23 protein-coding genes and 1 tRNA gene are annotated in these 21,889 nt (G+C 65.3%); 8 read left to right on the forward strand and 16 right to left on the reverse strand.

What is annotated here, in order from left to right:
- Positions 1-28: 28 nt before the first annotated feature.
- The 3 genes from JWJ88_RS01755 (at position 29) to JWJ88_RS01765 (ending at position 1,803) form a co-directional block, all read left to right on the forward strand.
- Complete coding sequence (locus JWJ88_RS01755; protein ID WP_205294404.1) at positions 29-484, forward strand: hypothetical protein; 456 nt, start codon at positions 29-31, stop codon at positions 482-484.
- Between the two features lie 108 nt (positions 485-592).
- A complete protein-coding gene (locus tag JWJ88_RS01760; RefSeq protein WP_205294405.1) occupies positions 593-1,192 on the forward strand; it encodes a superoxide dismutase in 600 nt (199 codons plus the stop codon).
- Between the two features lie 158 nt (positions 1,193-1,350).
- Entirely contained in the window at positions 1,351-1,803 is a 453-nt protein-coding gene (locus JWJ88_RS01765) for a copper chaperone PCu(A)C (protein ID WP_205294406.1), read from the forward strand.
- Here the strand turns inward: JWJ88_RS01765 and JWJ88_RS01770 are convergent.
- Genes JWJ88_RS01770 through JWJ88_RS01780 form a run of 3 tightly spaced genes read right to left on the reverse strand, consistent with a single transcriptional unit; the run spans position 1,800 to position 5,151 of the window.
- Positions 1,800-2,438 carry an arylesterase gene (locus JWJ88_RS01770; RefSeq protein WP_205294407.1) on the reverse strand — a complete coding sequence of 213 codons (639 nt, stop codon included), beginning with the start codon at positions 2,436-2,438 and terminating at the stop codon, positions 1,800-1,802. The genes JWJ88_RS01765 and JWJ88_RS01770 overlap by 4 nt on opposite strands.
- On the reverse strand, positions 2,435-4,858 hold the full coding sequence (locus tag JWJ88_RS01775; protein ID WP_205294408.1) for a heavy metal translocating P-type ATPase: 2,424 nt from the start codon (positions 4,856-4,858) through the stop codon (positions 2,435-2,437). The genes JWJ88_RS01770 and JWJ88_RS01775 overlap by 4 nt, the downstream gene beginning before the upstream one ends.
- A gap of 38 nt (positions 4,859-4,896) precedes the next feature.
- On the reverse strand, positions 4,897-5,151 hold the full coding sequence (locus JWJ88_RS01780) for a hypothetical protein (protein ID WP_205294409.1): 255 nt from the start codon (positions 5,149-5,151) through the stop codon (positions 4,897-4,899).
- Positions 5,152-5,288: 137 nt separating this feature from the next.
- Between JWJ88_RS01780 and JWJ88_RS01785 the strand changes: the two genes are divergently transcribed.
- On the forward strand, positions 5,289-5,873 hold the full coding sequence (locus JWJ88_RS01785; protein WP_205294410.1) for a L,D-transpeptidase: 585 nt from the start codon (positions 5,289-5,291) through the stop codon (positions 5,871-5,873).
- Positions 5,874-6,920 (forward strand): tRNA 2-selenouridine(34) synthase MnmH, encoded by a 1,047-nt coding sequence (gene mnmH / locus JWJ88_RS01790; RefSeq protein ID WP_205294411.1) that lies wholly within the window; start codon positions 5,874-5,876, stop codon positions 6,918-6,920.
- Here the strand turns inward: mnmH and JWJ88_RS01795 are convergent.
- The 9 genes from JWJ88_RS01795 to JWJ88_RS01835 form a co-directional block, all read right to left on the reverse strand.
- Positions 6,917-7,723: a purine-nucleoside phosphorylase gene (locus JWJ88_RS01795; RefSeq protein WP_205294412.1), complete on the reverse strand. Its 807-nt coding sequence runs from the start codon at positions 7,721-7,723 to the stop codon at positions 6,917-6,919. The two genes, mnmH and JWJ88_RS01795, sit on opposite strands and share 4 nt — an antisense overlap.
- Positions 7,707-8,672 (reverse strand): ABC transporter permease, encoded by a 966-nt coding sequence (locus JWJ88_RS01800; protein ID WP_205294413.1) that lies wholly within the window; start codon positions 8,670-8,672, stop codon positions 7,707-7,709. Before JWJ88_RS01800 ends, JWJ88_RS01795 begins: the two co-directional genes overlap by 17 nt.
- Positions 8,672-9,766, reverse strand: a complete 1,095-nt coding sequence (locus tag JWJ88_RS01805) for an ABC transporter permease (RefSeq protein ID WP_205294414.1) — start codon at positions 9,764-9,766, stop codon at positions 8,672-8,674. Before JWJ88_RS01805 ends, JWJ88_RS01800 begins: the two co-directional genes overlap by 1 nt.
- A 67-nt stretch (positions 9,767-9,833) precedes the next feature.
- Complete coding sequence (locus JWJ88_RS01810) at positions 9,834-11,450, reverse strand: ABC transporter ATP-binding protein (RefSeq protein WP_205294415.1); 1,617 nt, start codon at positions 11,448-11,450, stop codon at positions 9,834-9,836.
- 2 nt (positions 11,451-11,452) lie between these two features.
- On the reverse strand, positions 11,453-12,436 hold the full coding sequence (locus tag JWJ88_RS01815; RefSeq protein WP_205294416.1) for a BMP family lipoprotein: 984 nt from the start codon (positions 12,434-12,436) through the stop codon (positions 11,453-11,455).
- 91 nt (positions 12,437-12,527) lie between these two features.
- Positions 12,528-12,929, reverse strand: a complete 402-nt coding sequence (locus JWJ88_RS01820) for a GNAT family N-acetyltransferase (RefSeq protein ID WP_205294417.1) — start codon at positions 12,927-12,929, stop codon at positions 12,528-12,530.
- On the reverse strand, positions 12,926-13,519 hold the full coding sequence (gene tsaB, locus JWJ88_RS01825) for a tRNA (adenosine(37)-N6)-threonylcarbamoyltransferase complex dimerization subunit type 1 TsaB (RefSeq protein WP_205294418.1): 594 nt from the start codon (positions 13,517-13,519) through the stop codon (positions 12,926-12,928). The genes JWJ88_RS01820 and tsaB overlap by 4 nt, the downstream gene beginning before the upstream one ends.
- A complete protein-coding gene (locus tag JWJ88_RS01830; RefSeq protein ID WP_205294419.1) occupies positions 13,512-14,066 on the reverse strand; it encodes a NifU family protein in 555 nt (184 codons plus the stop codon). Before JWJ88_RS01830 ends, tsaB begins: the two co-directional genes overlap by 8 nt.
- Before the next feature lie 221 nt (positions 14,067-14,287).
- The gene (locus JWJ88_RS01835) at positions 14,288-14,743 is read right to left on the reverse strand and encodes a universal stress protein (protein ID WP_205294420.1); all 456 of its coding nucleotides are present in this window, start codon (positions 14,741-14,743) and stop codon (positions 14,288-14,290) included.
- Between the two features lie 152 nt (positions 14,744-14,895).
- Here JWJ88_RS01835 and JWJ88_RS01840 point away from each other — a divergent pair, with 152 nt between their 5' ends.
- Together JWJ88_RS01840 and JWJ88_RS01845 are read left to right on the forward strand one after the other, a co-directional pair.
- Complete coding sequence (locus tag JWJ88_RS01840; protein WP_205294421.1) at positions 14,896-15,645, forward strand: sugar transferase; 750 nt, start codon at positions 14,896-14,898, stop codon at positions 15,643-15,645.
- Positions 15,646-15,756: 111 nt separating this feature from the next.
- The gene (locus JWJ88_RS01845) at positions 15,757-16,701 is read left to right on the forward strand and encodes an NAD-dependent epimerase/dehydratase family protein (RefSeq protein WP_205294422.1); all 945 of its coding nucleotides are present in this window, start codon (positions 15,757-15,759) and stop codon (positions 16,699-16,701) included.
- Here the strand turns inward: JWJ88_RS01845 and truA are convergent.
- The 3 genes from truA to JWJ88_RS01860 form a co-directional block, all read right to left on the reverse strand.
- Positions 16,698-17,483, reverse strand: a complete 786-nt coding sequence (truA, locus tag JWJ88_RS01850) for a tRNA pseudouridine(38-40) synthase TruA (RefSeq protein WP_205294423.1) — start codon at positions 17,481-17,483, stop codon at positions 16,698-16,700. The two genes, JWJ88_RS01845 and truA, sit on opposite strands and share 4 nt — an antisense overlap.
- Before the next feature lie 3 nt (positions 17,484-17,486).
- Positions 17,487-18,461, reverse strand: coding sequence for a 5-bromo-4-chloroindolyl phosphate hydrolysis family protein (locus JWJ88_RS01855; RefSeq protein WP_205294424.1), 975 nt, complete (start codon positions 18,459-18,461; stop codon positions 17,487-17,489).
- A 293-nt stretch (positions 18,462-18,754) separates the two neighbouring features.
- Positions 18,755-18,828 (reverse strand) — tRNA-Gly (locus JWJ88_RS01860).
- Between the two features lie 86 nt (positions 18,829-18,914).
- On the opposite strand from JWJ88_RS01860, the gene JWJ88_RS01865 reads away from it, so the two are divergent.
- Positions 18,915-20,363, forward strand: a complete 1,449-nt coding sequence (locus tag JWJ88_RS01865) for a TrkH family potassium uptake protein (protein ID WP_205294425.1) — start codon at positions 18,915-18,917, stop codon at positions 20,361-20,363.
- Here the strand turns inward: JWJ88_RS01865 and JWJ88_RS01870 are convergent.
- Positions 20,360-21,817, reverse strand: coding sequence for a peptidoglycan-binding domain-containing protein (locus JWJ88_RS01870; RefSeq protein ID WP_240200174.1), 1,458 nt, complete (start codon positions 21,815-21,817; stop codon positions 20,360-20,362). The two genes, JWJ88_RS01865 and JWJ88_RS01870, sit on opposite strands and share 4 nt — an antisense overlap.
- Between the last annotated feature and the right edge of the window lie 72 nt (positions 21,818-21,889).

The raw sequence follows: 21,889 nt of genomic DNA on the forward strand, positions 1-21,889 counted from the left end.
GGTGGGTGAAAGCTATCCGGTTGATTCCATGCGCTGCGCCCTGTCCTTGCCTGTCCTGTTGCTTGCCGGCCTTATGGTATCGGTCCCTGCCGCCCGGGCGCAGCAACCCATGCAAGAGCCGCCGGCGGTGATGATGTGCCAGATCGTTGACGAAAGCGGCGTGGGCTGGGTGCCCGAGTTCATCATGATAACGCGCCAGATCTCCGGCCCGCGCGAGGGGCGGATCGAGGTGTTCGACCCGATCCTGCAGCGCCTTGTCGGCCAGCCGATCGAGGCGCGCATCACAGCGGAAGATCGCCGAAGCCGCACCTATGGCTGGGCGCTGGCCGGGGTGCGCAATGCCTCGGGTCAGCGTACCGAAAGGCTGGATTACCGGCTGACCGTGCAAAAAGCCGATGGCACCGCGCAAGTGACGGCGACAGCGCTTGGCTATGACAACATCATGACCGGAACCGGGTTCTGCGGCTCGCCGGGCAGCGAATAGGTCAGGAACCCGCGCCATGTTGAAGGCGTTTAGCCGCCGACAGGGCTTTTCCCCGTTTGGCACCTATGTCAGAACATCATTCCGAAACCGTTGGAAAGGAAATCGAAAATGGCCTTCACGCTTCCCGATCTTCCCTATGCTCACGACGCGCTCGCCGCTGGCGGCATGTCGCAGGAGACGCTGGAATACCACCACGACAAACACCACAAGGCCTATGTCGATAAGCTGAACGAGCTGGTGGCCGGCACCGAATGGGAAGGCAAAAGCCTTGAGGACATCGTCAAGGGCACCTACCAATCGGGCGCCGTGGCGCAGAACGGCATCTTCAACAATGCCAGTCAGCATTGGAACCACACTCAATTCTGGGAAATGATGGCCCCGAATTCCGGCGCAATCCCGGGCGAGCTGGAAAAGGCCCTGACCGAAGCTTTCGGTTCGGTCGATGAGTTCAAGAAAAAGTTTTCCGAGGCCGGCGTCGGCCAGTTCGGTTCCGGCTGGGCCTGGCTGGTGAAGGATAAGGACGGCTCGCTGCAGATCACCAAGACCGAAAACGGCGTGAACCCGCTGTGCTTTGGCCAGACCGCGCTTTTGGGCTGCGACGTTTGGGAGCACAGCTATTACATCGACTTCCGCAATGCGCGGCCGAAGTATCTGGAAAACTTCCTCGGCAAGCTTGTGAACTGGGAAAATGTGGCTTCGCGCCTCTGACCTTCCCGGCATTGCTTTTGCATCAAGGCCCGCCCCATCAGGCGGGCCTTTCGCATTGTGGCAGGCTGCGGGGCAGGCTGCTTTGCCTCGGCCCAGGAAATAGGGATGCGGCTGTGCCGGTCCGGCGCTAAGCTCGGCCCGACCTGCCCGGAGGAAAGATGAAACCGCTGCTGTCCGCCCTTTGCCTTGGCCTGATCCCGCTTGCCGCATTTGCGCAGGACGACGGGACGCTGATCGTCCATGATGGCTACGCCCGTGCAGCCAATCCCCGGTCCGGCGCGGCCTTCATGGTGGTCGAGAATCGCGGGTCCGGGGCCTGTATGCTATCGACGGTGACCTCGGATGCCGCTGAACGGGTGGAACTGCACACGCATCGGGAAGAGGGCGGCGTGATGAAGATGGTCAAGGCCGATCCCATCCGCATCCCTGCCGGCGGCCGCCACGAGCTGGCGCGGGGCGGCGATCATGTAATGCTGATGGGGCTGAAACAGCCGCTTGGCGATGGCGACACAGTTGCGCTGACGCTGGACTTCGGTCCCTGCGGCAAGGTCCAGACCACCTTGCCGGTGGATAACAAGCGCATGCCCGCCCAAGGTGCGGTGGCGCATTAGCGCCGGGCTTCGGCCTGCGCGATCAGGGCTTCCACCTTGGGACCAAGCGATTGCACGATCAGCCCGACTCCCTCGGCCGAGGCATGCAGCCCGTCGGGTTGCAGCATGGTCTTGTATCCATCGTCAGGCATATCGAAAAGCGGCTGATACAGGTTTTCCATCAGCAGCGTGTCGTGCTGGGCCGCCATACGTGGCCAGATATCGGCCCAGTCGCGACGCAACGGGTCGTCGGGATCGGGGGAGGCGATGCCGACCAGCAACAACGGCTTGCCGTCCTTGCCGGCCTGGCTGAGGATCGAATCCAGGTTCTCCTCGACCATGGTGGGGGAAAAGCCCATCAGCAGGTCGTTGCCGCCCAGTTCGACGATCACCGCATCGGGCTTGTGACGGGCCAGAGAATAGCCGATCCGCACCCGTCCACCGGCGGTGGTGTCGCCCGAAAGCCCGCCGTTCACCACCACCACGTCATGGCCGCGCGCCCTTAGCCATTTTTGCAGCTGCGGCACCAACCCGGCCTTGCGCGGCAGGCCGTATCCTTCGGTCAGGCTGTCGCCAAAGGCAAGGATGCGCAGGGGCGCGGCGGCTGCCGGCATAGCGGCAAGGGCCAGGATCAGGACAAGGGTTCTTAGCATCATACGGCACGCCTCAATCGCAACGCGTTGCTGACGACGAAGACCGAGGACAGCGCCATCGCCCCGGCCCCCAGCATGGGCGACAGTTGCGGTCCGCCAAAGGGGACCAGCGCACCCATCGCCACGGGAATCAGGGCGACATTATACCCGAAGGCCCAGAACAGATTCTGCCGGATATTGCGCATGACGCTGCGTGACAGGCGGATTGCCCGCGCCACGCCCGCCGGATCGCCGCCCACCAGAACCACCTCGGCCGATTCGATGGCCACGTCGGTGCCGGTGCCGATGGCGATGCCGGTTTCGGCGGCAGCCAGTGCCGGGGCGTCATTGATGCCGTCACCGACAAAGACCGTGCCCCGACCCATTTCACGGATGGCTTGCAGCTTGCCTTCGGGCAGGACCCCGGCTGTCACGCGGTCGATGCCCAGCTTGCGTCCCACCGCCTCGGCCGTGGGCTGCACGTCGCCCGAGATCATTGCGGTTTGCAGGCCAAGCCGGTGCAGCTCGGCGATGGCTTCGGCGGCCTCGGGGCGGATCGGATCGGCCAGTGCCATGGCGGCGGCATGGCGTCCGTCCACGGCCAGATGCACCGGGGTTGCGCCATTCGCCGCCCAGCCCTCGGCTGCCGCGATCAGGGCGGGAGCGTGCGCGATGCCCGCATCCGTCAGCGCGGCGGCATTGCCGATCAGCAGGGCGCGCCCTTCGACCCGGGCTGAAAGGCCGCGCCCGACCGAGGCCCTGACGTCTTGGGCCGGGGGCAGTTCCAGACCCTTGTCCCGCGCGGCGGCCGTGATGGCGGCGGCCAGAGGATGTTCCGAGCGCGCTTCGGCCGCGGCGGCAAGGCGCAGGGCTTCGGTCGGGTCGATGTCCACGGCCTCAAGGGCGGTCAACGCGGGGGCGCCTTGCGTCAGCGTGCCGGTCTTGTCAAAGGCGACGATGCGGGCCTCGGCCAGGTTTTGCAGCGCATCGCCGCGCCGGAACAACACGCCCAGTTCTGCGCCCCGCCCTGTGCCGACCATGATCGAGACCGGCACGGCCAGCCCCATGGCGCAGGGGCAGGCGATGATCAGGACCGAGATCGCCGCGACCAGCGCCGGACCCAACGAGCCGGTAAAGATGATCCACAGCATAAAGGTCAGCGCCGCAAGCGCCATCACGGTGGGCACGAAAACCGCGGTGATCCGGTCCACCAGCGCCTGAACCGGCAGCTTGGTGGCCTGCGCGTCGGCGACAAGGCGGATGATGCGGGCCAGCACCGTGTCGCCGCCGGTGGCGGTTACGCGATAGGCCAGCGCCGAGGCGCCGTTCACCGTCCCGCCCGTCACCGGATCGCCGGGGTGTTTGACGACAGGTACGGGCTCTCCGGTCAGCATGGCTTCGTCGATGGCGCCGCTGCCCTGGGTCAGCACGCCGTCCACGGCCACCCGTTCGCCGGGTTTCAGATGCACGATGTCGCCGGGATGCAGCTCGGCCACGGCGATTTCCACGATCTGGCCGTCACGCTCGACATGGGCGGTGTCGGGGGCAAGCTCGATCAGACGGCGGATGGCATCGCCGGCCCGGCCCTTGGCGCGAGCTTCAAGCCAACGGCCCAGCAGGATCAGCGTGACGATGACGGCGGCGGCCTCGAAATAGACATGCACGGAATCCGCTGGCAACAGGCCCGGCGCAAAGGTCGCCACGGTGGAATAGGCCCATGCAGCCGAGGCGCCAAGCGCGACCAGGCTGTTCATCTCGGGCGCGCGACGCAGCAGCGCGGGAAAGCCGATGCGAAAGAACATCCGCCCCGGCCCGGCCAATACGGCGGTGGTCAGCAGGAACTCCAGCACCCACAATGTCTGCTGGCCGATGGTCATGTGCAGCCAGTGATGAAAGGCCGGAAAGGCGTGTCCGCCCATCTCGGCGACAAAGATCGGCAGGGTCAGGACCAGCGCGATCAGGAAGTTGCGGCGCAACCCCGCCGCGTCGCCGCCATGATCGTGCAGATGCGGAGCCGCTTCGCGCTGCACTTGCGCGGGATAGCCCTTGGCGGTGACCGTATCGGCCAGCACATGCGGGGCGATGCCCGGCCCATGCCGGACCGTGGCGCTGCCAGTGGCCAGATTGACCTGCGCCGAGGTCACGCCGGGCATGGCCGTCAGCGCCTTTTCAACCCGGCCCACGCATGAGGCGCAACTCATCCCCTCGATGCTCAGGCGGGTTTCCAGCGGCTCGGCGGGGTAGCCTGCCTTCTCCAACGCCTCGACTGCGCGGGGCAGGGCGTCGGAGGTGTTCAGGCGGAAATGAGCCCGGCCGGTGGCCAGGTTGACTTGCGGGTCCTTGACGCCGGGGACGGCCCGCAGCGCCTTTTCGACGCGCCCTACGCAAGAGGCGCAGCTCATGCCGGTAACGGTCAGTTCGGCATCGCTTTGATGATGTTCCATTGGTTTTGTCCTGTCGGAATTGCGGAAAAAGACGCGATTCAGACAGAAGGCGGCGGCGCCTGCGGATATTGCGGCGGGTGATGCAGGATCTGGTTCCGCGCCGGCCCGTCGTCAGGCAAGGGCCGCCAGTGCAGCGGATGGCCGTTCCCGGCCAGCACCGGAAGGGCCAGCGCCGGGCGGGCCGTGACATGGCAGCGGCAACCGCGCCCGCCCCGGCCCCGGCACAGATGCGGCGCGCGCGTGGTGGCACGGCGTGGCGGGTGGCGATAGGATGGGCAGGATGCGCAGGTCATGACAGGCGGGTCCTTTCCCGATGCAAGCTAGTCACGTTTCCGGCCCGTTTCAACCGCGTCACGGCGCTTTGAGTTGATCCCGCGGCGGCAAGCGGTTAGGCGCATGATCAAGGAATGCAAGGATTCAGGACGCAAAGATGAACCGCAGACAGATGCTGATGGCCTCGTTGCCGCTGGTAGCCGCGCCTTCGCTGGTTTTTGCCCAAAGCAAGGCGCAGCCCGCGGCGGTGACCACGAAAGCCGAACCCAAGCGCGACCCCTATGCCCCGACCGAAGTCTCGATCCGCAATGATTTCGAGGTGGGCAGCATCGTCGTGGTCTCCAAGGACTTCTTCCTTTATCACGTCGTCGCGCCGGGCCGGGCGATCCGCTACGGCGTCGCCGTGGGCAAGAATGAGCTGGTCTGGAAGGGCCGCGCCACCGTCGGCCGCAAGACGGAATGGCCAAGCTGGACCCCGACGCCGGCGATGATCAAGCGCAATCCGGGGCAATATGCCAAATGGGCGGACGGCATGCCGGGCGGCCCCAGCAACCCGCTGGGCGCGCGGGCGCTGTATCTTTACGATGCCAAGGGCAACGACACCTCGATCCGCATCCACGGCACGACCGAGCCGAATTCGATCGGCCGCGCCGTCTCGAACGGCTGCATCCGCATGCGCAACGAGGCGGTGATGGACCTGTTCGAGCAGGTTCCGACGGGAACGCCGGTCTACGTCTACTAAGTGGACATCTGTCTGACATCGCTGTCGGATCCGGTGCTTGCCGGGTTCGACACCATCATCGACGCGCGCTCGCCCCAGGAATTTGCCGAGGATCACCTGCCCGGCGCGATCAACCTGCCGGTGCTGTCGGACGAGGAACGCGCCCAGGTCGGCACGATCTATAAACAGATTTCCCCCTTTGATGCCCGCAAGCTGGGCGGCGCAATGGTCGCCGCCAATGCCGCGCGCCATATCGCCGGGCCGCTGGCGGGCTTTGGCGGCGGCTGGCGGCCGCTGATCTATTGCTGGCGCGGCGGGCAGCGGTCGGGTGCATTCGCCACTATCCTGGCACAGATTGGCTGGCGGGTGGGTCGGGTTGAGGGCGGCTACAAGGCATGGCGTGCGCTGGTGGTCCAGCGGGTGCAGCATACGCCCATCGGCTCGGCCGTGGTGGTGCTTGACGGCAATACCGGCAGCGCGAAAACCGAAATCCTGCACCGCCTTGCTGCGCGCGGTCATCAGTTCCTTGATCTGGAGGGGCTGGCGAACCATCGCGGCAGCCTGTTCGGCGCCATGCCCGGCGGTCAGCCCAGCCAAAAGCTGTTCGAAAGCCGCCTTGCCGTGGCGTTGGAGGCGCTGGACCCCGCCCGCCCGTTGCTGGTCGAGGCGGAAAGCTCGCGCATAGGCGATCTGAACCTGCCTCGCGTTATCTGGCAGGCCATCATCGCCGCGCCTCGGCTGCATCTGGCGGTTCCGATTCAGGCGCGTGCCGCCTATACAGCCCGCGCCTATGCCGAAAGTTGCGCCGATCCCGAGGGGGTGGCGCGGATCGTGAACCTGTTGCGCCCCCTGCATCCCGCCGACCGGATCAAGGACTGGTTCCGCCGTATCGACGCCGCCGACTGGACCGGCCTGTCGGAAGGGCTGATGCGCGATCATTACGATCCGCGCTATGAAAAGCACCGGATGCGCCATGACGACGGGCGGGGCCCGGTGGTGGCGCTGGAGAATCTGGACGATCTGGACTCAGCCGCCTCGGCGGTCGAGGGGGCGCTGGCCCGCCTTTAGCCGCCAAAGTCGCGCAGGAAACGCCGCAGCACCTTTTCCAGCTTTACTGCCCCCAGTGGGGCCATGGCCTTGGTATGTTCATGGCTGATCGATTCGTCGGACAGCCCTGCGCCCATGTTGGTGATCACCGAGACGGCGGCGCAGCGAAGGCCCAGGAACCGCGCCAGGATCACCTCGGGCACCGTGGACATGCCGACAGCATCGGCGCCCAGCACGCGCGCGGCGCGGATCTCGGCCGGGGTTTCGAAGCTCGGTCCCGAAAACCAGCAATAGACGCCTTCGGGCAGATCCACGCCCTCGGCCTCGGCGGCGGCTTTCAGCCCGGCGCGGATCACCGGATCATGCGCATCGGTCATCGGTACGAAACGCGCCTCGGAAGGTTCGCCGATCAGCGGGTTGGTGCCGGCAAAGGCGATGTGATCGGCCAGCAGCATCAGCGCGCCGGGCGGCATATCAGCCTGCAAGCTGCCGGCCGCATTGGTCAGGATCAGCCGTTCGCACCCCAGCGCCTGCAGCACCTCCAGCGTGGGGCGCATGGCATCCGCACGCCCCGATTCGTAATAATGCGCCCGCCCGCCCAGCACAGCGACACGCCGCCCCTCCAGCCAGCCAACGACCAGTTGCGGCACATGACCCGAGACACCGGCATGGGGAAAGCCCGGCAGGTCGGAATAGGGAATGGCCACGCCCTCGACCGCCGCCGACAGGTGCCCCAGACCCGAGCCCAGGATCAGGCCGTATTCCGGCGCTTCTTCGCCGGCACGGTCCCGGATCAATCGGGCAAGCTCAACGCTCTTTGACATAGGGCTCTCCTCCTGCGCGTGGCGGAATGGCGCGACCGACGAATCCGGCCAGAATGATGACGGTCAGGATATAGGGCAAGGCGTTCATGAACATCGAGGGCACGGTGACGACACCCAGATCGAGGTTCGGAAAACGGTTCGCCACCGCCTCCAGCAGGCCGAACAGGAAGGTTGCCCCCAGCGCGCTCCACGGTCGCCATTTGGCAAAGATCAGCGCCGCCAGCGCGATGAAGCCGCGCCCGGCGGTCATCTCTTTGACGAACCCGGCCGAGATACCGGTGGCAAGATAAGCCCCCGCGACGCCGCACAGCACGCCGCAGATCATTACGGCGGCAAAGCGCAACCGGGTGACCGAGATCCCGGCGGTATCGACCGAGGCCGGGTTTTCGCCCACTGCCCGCAGCCGCAGGCCAAAGCGCGTGCGATACAACACCCACCACGTCAACGGCACCATGGCGAAGGCGACATAAACAAGGATCGTGTGACCCGAGATCAGATCGGCATAGATGCGCCCGATCACCGGCACGGGGCGCAGGCTGTCGGCAAAGGGCAGAGTGATCTCGTTGAACCGCGCCGCGCCGGACAGCGACGGCGTGCGTCCGCCCAGCCCGAAGATCCGCTGCCCCAGCAGGACCGTCAGGCCCGAGGCAAGAAAGTTGATCGCCACGCCCGAGATCAACTGGTTGCCTCGAAAACTGATCGAGGCAAGCCCATGCAGCCCCGCCATCGCCCCCGAGCCCGCGATCCCCGCCAACAACCCCAACCAGGCGCTGCCCGTGGCATAGGCCACCGAGGCCGAGGTAAAGGCCGCCATCAGCATTTTGCCCTCAAGCCCGATGTCGAAGACCCCGGCGCGTTCCGAATATAGCCCGGCAAGACAGGCCATCAGCAAGGGTGTCATCAGCCGGATGGCAGAATCGAGGATTTGCAGGGCGGTCGCGAAATCCATCATGCCCCCTTTCGGCGCAGCGCCTTGAACAGCCGTTCCAAGGGCATGCGGACCATATTGTCCAGCGCTCCGGTGAACAGGATCACCAGCGCCTGAATGACGACGATCAATTCGCGCGGAATGGTGGTCCACAGCGCCAGCTCGCCCCCGCCCTGATAGAGAAAGCCGAAAAGCAGCGCGGCCAGAAACACGCCAAAGGGATGGTTGCGCCCCATCAGCGCCACGGCGATGCCGATAAAGCCCGCGCCCTCGACGGCGTTCAGCATCAGGCGCTCGGCTTCGCCCATGACGTTGTTGATCGCCATCAGCCCTGCAAGGCCGCCCGAAATCAGCATTGCCGACACCGTGATCCGCACGGGCGAGATGCCAGCGTAAAGCGCCGCAGGTTCGGATTTGCCAAAGGCGCGGATCTCATAACCCAGCCGGGTGCGCCAGATCAGCAACCAGACCAGCAGGCAGGCGGCGACGGCGACAAAGAAGGTGACGTTGGCAGGCGTGTTCCGGCCCCATTCGATACCAAACCCCAGGGCCATTTCCGAAAGCTTCGGCAGATGCGTGGAGGCTGGAAAACTGGCCGAGGCCGGGTCCATGCTGCCCACCGGACGCAGCAGGTTGACCAGCACATAGTTCAGCAGCGCCGCGGCAATGAAATTGAACATGATCGTGGTGATGACGATATGGCTGCCCCGCCGGGCCTGCAGCCAGGCCGGGATCAGCGCCCAAAGCGCGCCAAACAGCGCCGCCCCCACAGCCGCCGCCGGCAGCGCCAGCGCCCAATGCGGCCAGGGCAAGGCCAACAGGACCAGCGCCACCCCAAGGCCCCCGATGGCGGCCTGCCCCTCGCCGCCGATATTGAACAGCCCGGCGTGATAGGCGACCATCACAGCCAGCCCGGTAAAGATGAAATTCGTCGTATAATACAAAGTGAAGCCCCAGCCATAGCTGGAACCCAAAGCCCCCTCGACCATGACCTTCAGCGCCTCGGCCGGGCTTTCGCCGATGGCCAGGATGACCAGCGCCGAAATGGCAAAGGCCAGTATCAACGAGATCAGCGGCGTCAGCATCACGTCCGCCCATTTCGGCATCCGCTCCATCAGCCGGCCCCCGCAAGGCTGGTGCTTCTTCGTTGTTCAAATACCCCCGCCGGAGGCATGCGACGCGTCATCCCGCGCTCCCGCCACTTTCGGGGTCCGGCATCACCGCTGGCCAATGCGCCGCGTCCCGCGCCGTTGCCACAGGATCGACCCCGGCCATCAGGCAACCCAGATCGGCGGTCGTCGCCTCCTCGGACAGTCGCTCCCCCATGATGCGGCCGTCGAACATCACCGCGATACGGTCCGACAAGGCCAGGATCTCGTCCAGCTCGACCGAGACCAGCAGAACCGCCTTGCCCGCGTCGCGCAGTGCGACGATGCGTTTGTGGATGAATTCGATGGCGCCGATATCGACGCCGCGGGTCGGCTGGCCGATCAGCAGCAGGTCGGGATTGCGCTCGACCTCGCGCGCCACGACGATCTTTTGCTGGTTGCCGCCTGAAAAGCTTTTGGCCGGCAGGTCCGGGTCTGGTGGGCGAATGTCGAAACGCGCGATCTTGCCCTCGGCATCTGCCCGGATCGCGGCATGGTCCATCAGCACGCCGTTCCGGAACTCGGCCGCGTGGTGATAGCCGAAGGCCATGTTCTCCCATGCAGAGAAATCCATGATCAGCCCCTCGGTCTGCCGGTCCTCGGGGACATGACCGATACCGGCGCGGCGTCTTGCGCGGCCATCCGCCCCAGCGCCGTCCAGAGGCAGGGGCTTAGCGTTCAGCCGGATCTCGCCTTCCAGCTTTGCCCCGGCCTCGGGAAAGCCGCCCAGAATCTCCAGAAGCTGCGTTTGCCCGTTTCCGGCCACGCCGGCGATGCCCAGGATTTCACCAGCCCGGATTTCCAGGTCGATACCGTGCAGTCGCTGGATCCCGCTGGCATCGATCATGCGCAGGCCACGTATCTCCAGCACCTTTGCGCCGGGTTGCGCGGGCGGCTTTTCCACGCGCAGCAATACCTTGCGTCCGACCATCACTTCCGCGAGCTGCGCCGGAGTGGTCACTGCCGTCCGCACTGTGGCCGCCATTTCGCCCCGGCGCATGACCGAGACGTTGTCGGTGATCTCCATGATCTCGCGCAGCTTGTGGGTGATCAGGACGATGGTTTTGCCCTCGTCCCGCAGCCCGCGCAGGATACGAAACAGATGATCGGCTTCGGGCGGGGTCAGAACGCCGGTCGGTTCGTCCAGAATCAGGATGTCGGCCTGACGATACAGGGCCTTGAGGATCTCGACCCGCTGCTGGTGACCGACAGACAGGTCCTCGACCAGCGCGTCAGGATCGACCTGCAACCCGTATTCGCTGGCCAGCCGCCGCAACTCGCCCCGCGCCCGCGCCAGCGACGGGCGCAGCAGGCCACCGTCTTCGGCGCCCAGAATCACGTTCTCCAGCACGGTGAAATTCTGCACCAGCTTGAAATGCTGGAACACCATGCCGATGCCGGCGCGGATCGCGGTCTGGCTGTCGGCGATGGTGACGGGCTTGCCGCCGATCAGGATCTCGCCCGCATCGGGGCGATAGAACCCGTAAAGGATCGACATCAACGTGGATTTGCCCGCGCCGTTTTCGCCGACGATGCCGTGGATCGTGCCGCGCTGCACGATCAGGTCGATGCCCTTGTTGGCCTGCACCGGCCCGAAGGCTTTCGAGATCCCCCGCAATTCGATCGCGGGGGCGCCGGCCGCTGCCGCCATTACTACACCGGGCAGCTATTGTCGGTCATGTAGTCATGCACCTTGATCTCGCCCGATTCGATGCCCTTGGTGGCTGCGTCGATGGCGGCGGCGATCTCGTCCGAAATCAGCGGTTTGTTGTTGTCGTCCATGGCCAGCGAGACCCCGCCCGAGATCAGGTCCATGATCCTGACGCCCGGCTCGACATCCGCCCCTGCCTTGAAGGCTTCATAGACGGAATTGTCCACGCCCTTGACCATCGAGGTCAGCACCTTGCCCGGATGCAGGTGATTTTGGTTGCTGTCCACGCCAATCGACAGGACGCCCGCATCCGCCGCAGCCTGCAACACGCCGATGCCGGTGCCGCCCGCCGCGGCATAGACCACATCCGCCCCTTGCGAGACCTGCGCCCTCAGCAACTCGCTTCCCTTCACCGGATCGTTCCATGCGGCGGGGGTTGTGCCGGTATAGTTGATGATGACCTTGCCCTGCGGGTTGGCGGCCTTGAAACCTTGGGCATAGCCGCATTCGAACTTATGGATCAGCGGAATGTCCATGCCGCCGATAAAGCCCACCGTGCCGGATTTCGATGCCTTGGCCGCAGCGACACCGGCCAGATAAGAGCCCTGTTCCTCGGTAAAGACAACGGATTGCACGTTGGGCTGTTCGACCACCATGTCGATGATGACGAATTTCGTATCGGGGTAATCCAGAGCGATCTTGTCCAGCACCTCGCCAAAGGCGAACCCGGTCATCACGATGGGGTTGGCGCCCGACTGGGCCAGCCGACGCAGGGCCTGTTCGCGCTGCGCCTCGGATTGCATCTCAAGTTCCTTGTAGCTGCCCCCCGTCTCGGCCTTCCAGCGCTCGGCGCCGTTATAGGCGGCCTCGTTGAAGGATTTGTCGAATTTGCCGCCCAGATCAAAGATCAGCGCCGGATCGGCCAAGGCCGCGATGGGCAGCAGGGTCAGGCAGGCGCCAGCAAGAAAGGAGTTCATCAGGGACATGTCGAACCTCAAGACGGGTTGCGGGCGAGTCGGCCCGTGGTCTTGGGATTAGGACGCATGGGTCAGAATCCGTCAACAATCTTGTCTTGAGCTACAGCACGCGCCGCATCACCACCGCATCCGTTCCGGGCGCGTAATAGCCCTTGCGGCAGCCAACAATGTCCCAGCCGGTGCCGGAATAAAGCGCCATGGCGGCTGCATTGTCCGAGGCGACCTCCAGAAAGCCCTCGGTTGCGCCCCGCGCCTGCGCGGTGGCGGCGAATTCGGAAAGCAGGGCAAGGGCCAGTCCTTGGCGTCGTGCCTGCGGGGCGACGGCAAGCGTCAGCAATTCCGCCTCCTCCGCGACGGTACGGCCCAGCAGGAATGCCTGCGGGCGTGTCAGCAGGAAATTCAGCGGGTTGTTCAGAAGATTGGCAAATTCCAATGCAGTCCAGGGCCGGGGATGCGCGGTGAAGCAGACGCCATGCAGCGCCGCCAGTTCGTCCGGCGTCATGGCAGGATCAGCGGGCCACGGTCACGCGCCGGCGCGGCATCGGCGGGGCGCAGATAGATCGGCGCAGGGCGCGGCAGGTCGGGCTGGTCGCGACGGCTGGCGGCGATGTGGGCGATGGCCTGGGCCGGCGGCATGACAGGGGGCAGGGGTGCGGGACCGGGCGGCAGGTCATGCGGTGCGGCTTGCCGGGGCAAGGTCGCAGTGCCGGTGCCGAAATCCTGCCAGATCACCTCGCCATGGCGGGCGGGAATGGCGACGCGGCAGGGGCGGGGCAGACCATATGCCGCAGCCTCGGTCGCGCTGACGCCCACGGCGGGAATGCCCAGTGACAGCGCCAGCCCACGTGCCGCCGCAACCGAGATGCGGATGCCGGTGAAATTGCCCGGACCAATGCCGCAGCCCAGGACCGAAAGGTCGTGCCAGCCGGCACCGGCCTCGGCCAGCACCTCTTCCAGCAGGGGAAACAGCCGTTCGGCCTGACCGCGCGCCATTTCCTCGTGGCGTTGAACCAGCACCCGGTCGCCCTGCAGCAAAGCGGCCGCGCAATGCGCGGCCGATGTATCGAAGCCCAGCGACAGCGTGTCAGCCAACGGGCCGCACCTCGGTCACCTCTGGGATATAATGACGCAGCAGGTTTTCGATACCCATTTTCAACGTCAGCGTGGATGAGGGGCAGCCGGCGCAGGCGCCCTGCATGTGCAGATAGACTACACCGCGGTCGAAGCCGTGAAAGGTGATGTCGCCACCGTCCTGTGCCACGGCCGGACGTACGCGGGTGTCCAGCAATTCCTTGATCTGGTTCACGATATCCGAATCCGGCCCATCGTGGTCGCTGTGGCCGCTGGCCGCCGCGCCCTCGATCGCCGAGGCGCCGGACTGGTAATGCTCCATGATCGCGCCCAGAACCGAGGGCTTCAGATGGTCCCAGACCACATCCTCGGCCTTGGTCACGGTCACGAAGTCCGAACCAAGAAACACTCCGGTCACGCCGGGGACGGCAAAGATGCGGCGGGCAAGCGGGCTGGTGACCGCTGCCTCGGCCGCAGGGAAATCGGCGGTGCCGCTGCCAAGGACGGTTTCGCCCGGCAGGAATTTCAGCGTTGCCGGGTTCGGCGTGGTTTCGGTCTGGATGAACATGGCGCGGACTCCTTTGATCGGGGATATGGGGATCGAAGGGGGGGCAAGTCAAGTCAGAGCGGCACGTCGCCCGCTGCGGCAAACCGTGCAAAGGCAAAGAAACTTGCCTGCAGGCCCGCCGGGACCCTAGCAAGCCCCGCCTCCAAAACGGGCTCAGGGTGGTGTGGCCGGCGCAGACCGCTTGTTTTCCGGCCAACTGGCGTGTGCCAACGGCGGGTGTTCTAGGTGATCTGCTCCAGCCGCTCGCGCGAGATGTCGCCGGGAACGATGGTAATCGGGCAGGGCAGGCTGGCCACCTCTCGCAGCAGCCGCGTGACCAGCGGCCCCGGCCCCGCGGTTTCGGTCGAGGCGGCCAGCACAACCACGCCTATCTCGGGGTCGTCGTGGATCTGGGCCACAAGCTCGGCCCCCGGCTCGCCCTCGCGCACGACCAGTTCCGGCTCGATGCCGGGTCGGTCGCGCATCCATTTGGCGAAAACTTCGTAATGCGCCTCGATCCGCTCGTAAGCCTCGGCGCGCATGACGTCGGCCACGCCCATGCCGTGCTGGATGGTATTGGCCGAAATCACCGCCAGCACCTGAACTCCGCCGCCGGTTTTGGCCGCGCGCAGGGCGGCATAGCGGATGGCGTTCAGGCATTCCCGTGAATCGTCCAGAACCACCAGAAATTTCCGCATGAATACCGCCCCGGTTGCGCAAAGATAAGCAAAGACTGGCCGAAAGGTCACGGTTGCGCAAGTCTCGCGCAATTTCCCGCTTGTAGTAGTTTGAAAACAAGGGGCGCTATGTTAGGCGGAATATTAGCCAAAAGCCGATACGGGACGGGATTGTGACGATTCACCAAGATTGGGATAAGGCCGACATCGCTCGGTTCGCCACATTGCCCCAACCCGAAATGTCGTGGTTCAAGGGCGAGGTTCAGGCGCCCCGTCGCACGACCATGCCCTTGTCCAAGCGGCTGTTCGATATCACCCTTGCACTGATCCTGCTGGTGCCGCTGTCCATCGTCATGGGGGTCTTTGCGCTGATCCTGCTGATCATGCAGGGCCGCCCGATTTTTTACGCCGCGCCGCGCATGATCGCGCCGGGACGCAGCTTTACCCACCTCAAGTTCCGCACCATGCTGTGCCAACAGGACGATTTCGGCGTCACCGGTGCGCATAAGGCCTGGCGTATCACGCCCCTTGGCGATTTCATGCGTCGCACGCGGATCGACGAGTTGCCGCAGTTGTTCAATATCCTCAAGGGCGACATGAGCTTTGTCGGCCCGCGCCCCACCATCCGCGAATATGTCGAGCGCTATCCGGTCGTTTATGGGCAGGTGCTGAAAAGCCGTCCCGGCGTTACCGGCCTTGCGACGCTGATCTATCACCGCCACGAAGATCGCATCCTGCGCCGCTGCAAAAGCGCCGAGGCGACCGAGGCCGCCTATGCCCGCCGCTGCCTGCCGACCAAGCTGAAGATCGACCTGATCTATCAGCGCAACCGGACGCTGGCGCTGGATCTGTGGATCATCTGGCGCACCGTCCTGATCGTTCTGTACAAGGACGAACGCCCACGCCGGCGCGGCCGTAAATAAGCCCGGTCATTTTTATCTATTTGTGCATCCATCCGGCCGCCGGACGTTATGGCGGCCGATCCGTGCTTGGCCTATAGGATTCCCAGGCGGCCAGCACGGAAGGGGAAAGGCTTGCAGCGAAAGGTTCTCGTGACCGGAGGGGCCGGCTTTATCGGCTGCCATCTTGTCGATCGTCTGCTTGCGGCAGGGGACGAGGTCGTCGTCCTTGATGATCTGTCAAGCGGCCGGGCGGCCAACCTGTCCCCCAAGGCGCAACTGGTTCGGGGCGATGTTCTGGACAATGCTTTGGTCGGTTCGCTGCTTGGCGGGGTGGACTGCGTTTTCCATCTTGCGGCGCGGGTGTCGGTGCAGCTTTGCATCTCGGACTGGACAGGGGCGCATCGTGTCAATCTGGGGGGCACGATTGCGGTTCTTCAGGCCGCGCATCAGGCCGGAAACATCCCCGTTGTCTATGCCTCTTCGGCGGCGGTCTATGGCAACCGCTCGGGTGCGGAATGCCGCGAAAGCGACCTGCCCATGCCGATCTCGCCCTATGCCGCCGACAAGCTGGCCGGTGAACATCAGGCCCGCGCCATGGCCGAGGTGAATGGCCTGCCTTCGGTCGGGCTGCGATTCTTCAACGTTTATGGTCCGGGTCAGGATGCAGCTTCGCCCTATGCCGGGGTGATCTCGAAATTCTGCGCCAATCGGATGGCCGACCGACCGCATACGATCTTTGGCGACGGCCGGCAGAGCCGGGATTTCATCTACGTGGCCGATGTCGTGGACGGACTGCTTCGCGCCCGCGATCTGGTGGGAAAAATGCCCCGCGCAGAGGTCTTCAACCTTTGCACCGGGATCGAAACCACGCTGCTAGATCTGGTTCATGCCATCGACCGCGTGGCCGGTCGCGGGACCAGCGACATCGAGCATGCCCCGGCCCGCAGCGGCGATATCCGCACCTCGCGCGGCTGTCCGCAGGCCGCGGGCGCGCGGCTTGGTTTTACCGCCCGAACGGACATCGGCGCGGGTCTGGGGGCATTCTGGGCTGCGCTTGGCCCAGGCGCGGGCGCTTAACCGTCGGCGGAAAAGGGCGGGGTCTGATAGCCGACCCCCGTCAGGTAAAGCCCCTGCGGCGGGCAGACCGGCCCGCATGCGGCGCGGTCACAGGCGGCCAATGCCTGGGCCACGCGATCCGGAGGCCACGCCCCGGCCCCTACACGTTCCAGCGTGCCTACGATCGAGCGGACCTGATTGTGCAGGAACGACCTCGCCCGCAGGGTAAAGCGGTATTCGCGACCTTGCGGGATCGCTGCTTCCTCGATGGCCAGTTCGTCCAGCGTCTTTTCTGGGCTTTTCGCCTGGCACATGGTCGAGCGGAAAGTGGTAAAATCATGCCGGCCCAGCAGATGCGCGGCACCCGCGCGCATGGCGGTCAGGTCCAGACGATGTGTCACTTGCCAGGCGCAGCCGCGATCATGGGTCAACGGCGCTCGCCGGGCGATCAGCCGGAACAGATAACGCCGCTCATGCGCCGAAAAGCGGGCATGGAAATCATCCGCCACCCGCGCGGCGGCCAGAATGGCGATGGGGGCGGGTTTCAGGTGCCAGTTCAACGCCTCGGACAGTCGGAAAGGGTCCCAGTCGCGGACCAGATCGGCATGGGCGACCTGTCCGGTGGCATGCACGCCTGCGTCGGTGCGACCTGCGGCGGCGATCCGTGCGCCGGCCGCAAAGCCGGGATCGAGCCGAGCCAGCGCCGCCTCGACCGTGCCCTGAACGCTGGGCCGGTCGGCCTGCGCCTGCCAGCCGGCAAAAGGACCGCCGTCATATTCGATCAGCAAAGCAAAGCGGGGCATGGTCTAACGGCGCGGCTTTTCGGATTCGCGGGGGATCAGCAGGTCGTCAAGCGTCATCGGGCTTTGCAACTCCGCCGGCTCGGCCGGAGTTGGCGGGGGACGCACTCCTTCGCGCGCCAGCCGTTCGCGCAGAACGCTGATCTCGATATCCAGATCGGCTCGGCCACCTTCCAGCAACTTGGCGCGGCGGGCGGCGAATTCGGTTTCCAGATCGTTTAGCAGCGTCTCGTAATCCTGTCGTGCGCGCGGGTGGCGGGTCTGGGCGTAAAGGTCGGCGAACTTGATCGTCGCGTCGCGCGCGCCTTGCAGATAGATGCTGAGGTAGCGGCGCAAGGCGCCGATATTGTCGGGGTTATCCTCGACATGGGTGAAAAGATCGCGTGCGGCGGCGGCGAACAGGGCGACGCGGGCCTCTAGGCGCCGGTCGCCGGTGCGCAGGATGGCGTCCTGCATGGCTTTCAGATGCGCCTCTCCCTCGGTCACGATGCGGTGGACGCGATCCTGCTGGACCCCGTCTATGCCCTCCATGCCCTTGTCGCGCATCGGGTCGCTGCCGAAGGACAGCCAGTGCAGCATGGCGCCGGCAAGGCCGATCACCCCGGCCCCGGCCTCTGCGCCCGGCACATATGCGCCCAAGGCGAGGCCGAGCCCGGTCAGGATGCCGCCGAAAAGCTTGCGCGGGATCGCCGGGCGGCGTGCGACGCGACGGGCGTCATAGGCTGCCTCGGCCTGCAACCCCTCGCGCGTCATCCACATGCCCGAGGCGATGCTACCAAAGGCGAGCAGATGCAGCGCCAGCCCGGCCGGATCCTGCCAGAACGCGCTGATGAGAAAGGGAATCGCCATGATGGTGACCCAGCGCGTGCGCGATTCCAGCGGGTGGCGGATCTCGCCGGGGGCGGGGCGCGCGGACAGGCGCGGGTCGTTTTCGTCAAGCCGGGGCTGGGGCGAGAAACGACCGCCGAAACGTTTTGCCATCGCCGCCCCCTTCAGCCCGCGCCCACGAAAGACGCATAGAGCGTCAAGCCCATCAACAGAAAGAAGGACAGGCGCTGCATCGCTTTCTGGGACATGGGCTTCCTTTCGGCGCATCATGCGGATTTATCGCAGGATATAGGACGTGGCGGGCGAGAACGGAAGAGCAGCCGGGTCAGGGGGCTCTGCCCCCCGCGCCTTATGTGCCCCTGAACGGGGCGCAAAAGGCGCTCCCCCCGGGATATTTGGGCACGAAAGAAACCGGGACCCGCAGAGCGGCTGGCAAAGCGAAAGGATGGAGCGGGTGATGGGAATCGAACCCACGTATTCAGCTTGGAAGGCTGCTGCTCTACCATTGAGCTACACCCGCGTTGCGCCTTTCTATAGGGTCTGGAAAGTCCTTGTGCAAGCGCCGCGCGCTTGACGGTTGCATGGAGGCGGGGCAAGCAGGTCGGCATGATCGATATCCGTCCCGTGGCCAATATCGTCGGCAAGGTCGTCGTCACGCTGGGGACGGCGATGGCGCTGCCCATGCTGGTCGATTGGTGGCATGGCGATGCGCATTGGCTGATCTTTCTGGAATGCGGGATTCTGACCGTGCTGGCGGGCAGTCTGGTGGCGCTGTCCACGCGGCAGAAAGACAAATCGCTGACGATCCAGCAGGTCTTTTTGCTGACCGCGCTGCTGTGGCTGGTGGTGCCGGTGGCCGGGGCGCTGCCCTTCATGCTGGGGGCGCCGCATGCGAGCTTTACCGACGCCTATTTCGAGGCCATGTCGGGTGTGACCACCACCGGGACCACGGCATTCCCCCAGCTTGACGGCCTGCCCAAGGGCACGAACCTGTGGCGGGCGTTCCTGAACTGGTCGGGAGGCCTGGGGATCATCGTTGTCGCCATGATTTTCCTGCCGGTGATGAAGGTCGGCGGCATGCAGTTCTTTCGTTCGGAAGGGTTCGACACACTGGGCAAGATCCTGCCGCGCGCCTTTGACATCGCGCGCGAGATGACGGGCGTATATTTTGCCATGACCGCAAGCTGCATGGTGGTCTATATCCTGCTTGGCATGAAGGGGTTCGATGCGCTGGTGCTGGCGCTGTCCACCTGCTCGACCGGGGGGTTTTCCAACTACGACGCCAGCTTTGCGCCTTTCATCGGGCCGGCCGAATATGCGGCGTCGTTTTTCATGATCCTGGCCTCGATCCCCTTCATCCGCATGGTGCAGCTGATCCGCGGTTCGGTCGAGCCGATCTGGCGCGACATTCAGGTCCGGGCCTATCTGCGCTGGACCTTTTACGCCGTCGCGGTGGTCGTGCTTTACCGGCTTTTATGGCTTGAAGCAAAAAACCCCTTCGATGTGATTCGCGAGACGACCTTCAACGTGATCTCGACCTTTTCGGGCACGGGTTTCGCCTCGACCGATGTGACGCAATGGGGGCATTTCCCCTTTGTCATCCTGATCGTGGTCGGGTTGATCGGCGGTTGCACCGGGTCGACCTCGTGTTCGGTCAAGGTGTTCCGCTATCTGGTGCTGTTGCAGGCGGTCAAGGCGCAGTTGCGGCGCATGCAGTCGCCGCATCGGGTGTTTCCGCTGCTTTACGACGGCCGGCCGCTGGGCGAGGACGTGGTCGATTCGGTCATGGCCTTTTTCACCCTGTTCATCCTGACCTTCGGCCTGCTGATCGTCGGTCTGGCGCTGACAGGGTTGCACCCGCGCACCGCGCTGACCGCAGCCTGGACCGCCATCGCCAATGTCGGCGTGGTCTGGGGACCTGAGTTGACGCCAGACGGGGCGGTGACGGATTTCCCCACCGCCTCGAAATGGCTGATGATCGGCGGCATGTATCTGGGCCGGCTGGAACTGATCTCGGTTCTGGTCCTGCTGCTGCCGCGGTTCTGGCGCGCCTAATCCTGCGCGGTTGCCGGAGCGATGGCGGGGGCGATGGCTGGGGCTTCGGGTTGTGCCTCGGTCGCGCCGGGGGCAAAGCGGGACAGGTTGTCCGAGATTTCCGCTGCCAGACGGTGCTGGTCCTCGGGGTCCGAGACCGGCCAGATCAGCACGAATCCCTGCACGCGCCCGTCCACGACACGGCCCTCGGCATGGCTGATATGGGTCTGATTGCGTCCGTCCAGCGTGATGGCGCCGCGCTCTACCTTGCGTTCCGGCGCCGGCACCCAGCCAAGCGCGGTGACAAGACCGGCAAGGTCCAGCATCTCTTGCTGGCCGCCGGGCTGCGAAAACAGGATCAGCGCCGCCCCCGAGCCGTTCCGGGGCCCATAGATCGACAATGCGCGTTCGGCGCGGTCGAATTGCAGCTTTTCCATGGGCGCGGGCAGCACAAGGCCGGTATGGCTGTCCTGAAGCTGGCTTAGCCCCATCTCGGCGCGCCATGCCTCGCGCCGCGCGATCAGTTCGGCCATGGCGGTCGCGGTATCGGGTGAGGCGCGCAGGCGTACGATTTCCTCGGCGATGGCGGCACGCGTCATTGGGCCGTCCTTGCCGTCGATGCCCCCTTGGTAATGCCCGGCCCAACGCAGGGCGCGCTGGATGTCCTCAAGCGGCGGCATGGCGACCGGTGCGGCATCCGGGGCCGGGGGGGCGCCAAGGTCCGGCACTTTGCCGATGATCGCGATCTCGCCCATGTCCTCGCCCGGGGTCAGGAAGGCGTCCTTGGGCACGGCGCCCGCGTCCTTGAATGCCTTAAGCCAAGCGTTGCCGGTGACCTGTTCCATCGGGCCAAAGGCGATGGCCAGCCTGCCGTTGGGCAGGGTCCAGAGCCCGGCCTCTGGCAGCGTCTCGCGCCATTTCGCCAAAATCTCTTCGGCCTTGGCGCGATCGGTGGTGGATTCGAGGCGCAGGAAGAACTGCTCCGGCCTCTCGGCAACGGCTTCGATGGGCTCAGGTTGTGCCGGCGCAATTTCCGAGGGAGCCTCTGCGTCCATCTGATCGTCATTTTCCCCCGGTGGTTGAGCGGCGCCTTGCGGGAAGGTCGAGGCATTGCCCATCGGCGCTTGCGGCGCGGGCGGGACGGAACCGGCGGCCGCGGTCCCAAGATGGGTCAATTCGCGCCCTTCGGCGGCGGACAGGAAGCTGTCGCCCGGCACCTTGCGCTCTTGCTTGAGCTGTTCCAGCCGCGCGGCCGCCTCGTCGCGCGGCATGGGGCCAAGCGCGATGCCGACCCAGCCGTCCGTCAGCGGAAAGGTCACGACGTCGGGGAATTGCGCGCTCCAGCCTTCGGCACTGGCATGGGCGGCGTCGCTGCCGCGCTTGGCCTCGATGCGGATCACCACATCCTCGGCCTGCGCTGCCGTGACGAAGGCAAGCGGCAGAGCCGTTCCAATGACGAATGCAAAGCGCCGCATGGGCATGTCCCTCTCATTGACCCTGCGCCGCCCTCTGCCTAGAAGGCGGCAGACATTTCCTGCCAGTTATGC

The sequence above is a fragment of the Paracoccus methylovorus genome (assembly GCF_016919705.1).
GTDB classification, from domain to species: Bacteria; Pseudomonadota; Alphaproteobacteria; order Rhodobacterales; family Rhodobacteraceae; genus Paracoccus; species Paracoccus methylovorus.

What these genes read in the sequence shown, in the direction of transcription:
- JWJ88_RS01800 (WP_205294413.1), bottom strand. Translation starts at nt 8,672, where the DNA reads ATGGATTTCGCGACCGCCCTGCAAATCCTCGATTCTGCCATCCGGCTG.
- JWJ88_RS01810 (WP_205294415.1), bottom strand. Translation starts at nt 11,450, where the DNA reads ATGGCGGCAGCGGCCGGCGCCCCCGCGATCGAATTGCGGGGGATCTCG.
- JWJ88_RS01770 (WP_205294407.1), bottom strand. Translation starts at nt 2,438, where the DNA reads ATGATGCTAAGAACCCTTGTCCTGATCCTGGCCCTTGCCGCTATGCCG.
- JWJ88_RS01815 (WP_205294416.1), bottom strand. Translation starts at nt 12,436, where the DNA reads ATGTCCCTGATGAACTCCTTTCTTGCTGGCGCCTGCCTGACCCTGCTG.
- JWJ88_RS01830 (WP_205294419.1), bottom strand. Translation starts at nt 14,066, where the DNA reads ATGTTCATCCAGACCGAAACCACGCCGAACCCGGCAACGCTGAAATTC.
- JWJ88_RS01870 (WP_240200174.1), bottom strand. Translation starts at nt 21,817, where the DNA reads ATGCGGCGCTTTGCATTCGTCATTGGAACGGCTCTGCCGCTTGCCTTC.
- JWJ88_RS01865 (WP_205294425.1), top strand. Translation starts at nt 18,915, where the DNA reads ATGATCGATATCCGTCCCGTGGCCAATATCGTCGGCAAGGTCGTCGTC.
- JWJ88_RS01775 (WP_205294408.1), bottom strand. Translation starts at nt 4,858, where the DNA reads ATGGAACATCATCAAAGCGATGCCGAACTGACCGTTACCGGCATGAGC.
- JWJ88_RS01760 (WP_205294405.1), top strand. Translation starts at nt 593, where the DNA reads ATGGCCTTCACGCTTCCCGATCTTCCCTATGCTCACGACGCGCTCGCC.
- JWJ88_RS01835 (WP_205294420.1), bottom strand. Translation starts at nt 14,743, where the DNA reads ATGCGGAAATTTCTGGTGGTTCTGGACGATTCACGGGAATGCCTGAAC.
- JWJ88_RS01785 (WP_205294410.1), top strand. Translation starts at nt 5,289, where the DNA reads ATGAACCGCAGACAGATGCTGATGGCCTCGTTGCCGCTGGTAGCCGCG.
- JWJ88_RS01855 (WP_205294424.1), bottom strand. Translation starts at nt 18,461, where the DNA reads ATGGCAAAACGTTTCGGCGGTCGTTTCTCGCCCCAGCCCCGGCTTGAC.
- JWJ88_RS01795 (WP_205294412.1), bottom strand. Translation starts at nt 7,723, where the DNA reads ATGTCAAAGAGCGTTGAGCTTGCCCGATTGATCCGGGACCGTGCCGGC.
- JWJ88_RS01780 (WP_205294409.1), bottom strand. Translation starts at nt 5,151, where the DNA reads ATGACCTGCGCATCCTGCCCATCCTATCGCCACCCGCCACGCCGTGCC.
- JWJ88_RS01755 (WP_205294404.1), top strand. Translation starts at nt 29, where the DNA reads ATGCGCTGCGCCCTGTCCTTGCCTGTCCTGTTGCTTGCCGGCCTTATG.
- JWJ88_RS01765 (WP_205294406.1), top strand. Translation starts at nt 1,351, where the DNA reads ATGAAACCGCTGCTGTCCGCCCTTTGCCTTGGCCTGATCCCGCTTGCC.
- JWJ88_RS01820 (WP_205294417.1), bottom strand. Translation starts at nt 12,929, where the DNA reads ATGACGCCGGACGAACTGGCGGCGCTGCATGGCGTCTGCTTCACCGCG.
- JWJ88_RS01805 (WP_205294414.1), bottom strand. Translation starts at nt 9,766, where the DNA reads ATGGAGCGGATGCCGAAATGGGCGGACGTGATGCTGACGCCGCTGATC.
- truA (WP_205294423.1), bottom strand. Translation starts at nt 17,483, where the DNA reads ATGCCCCGCTTTGCTTTGCTGATCGAATATGACGGCGGTCCTTTTGCC.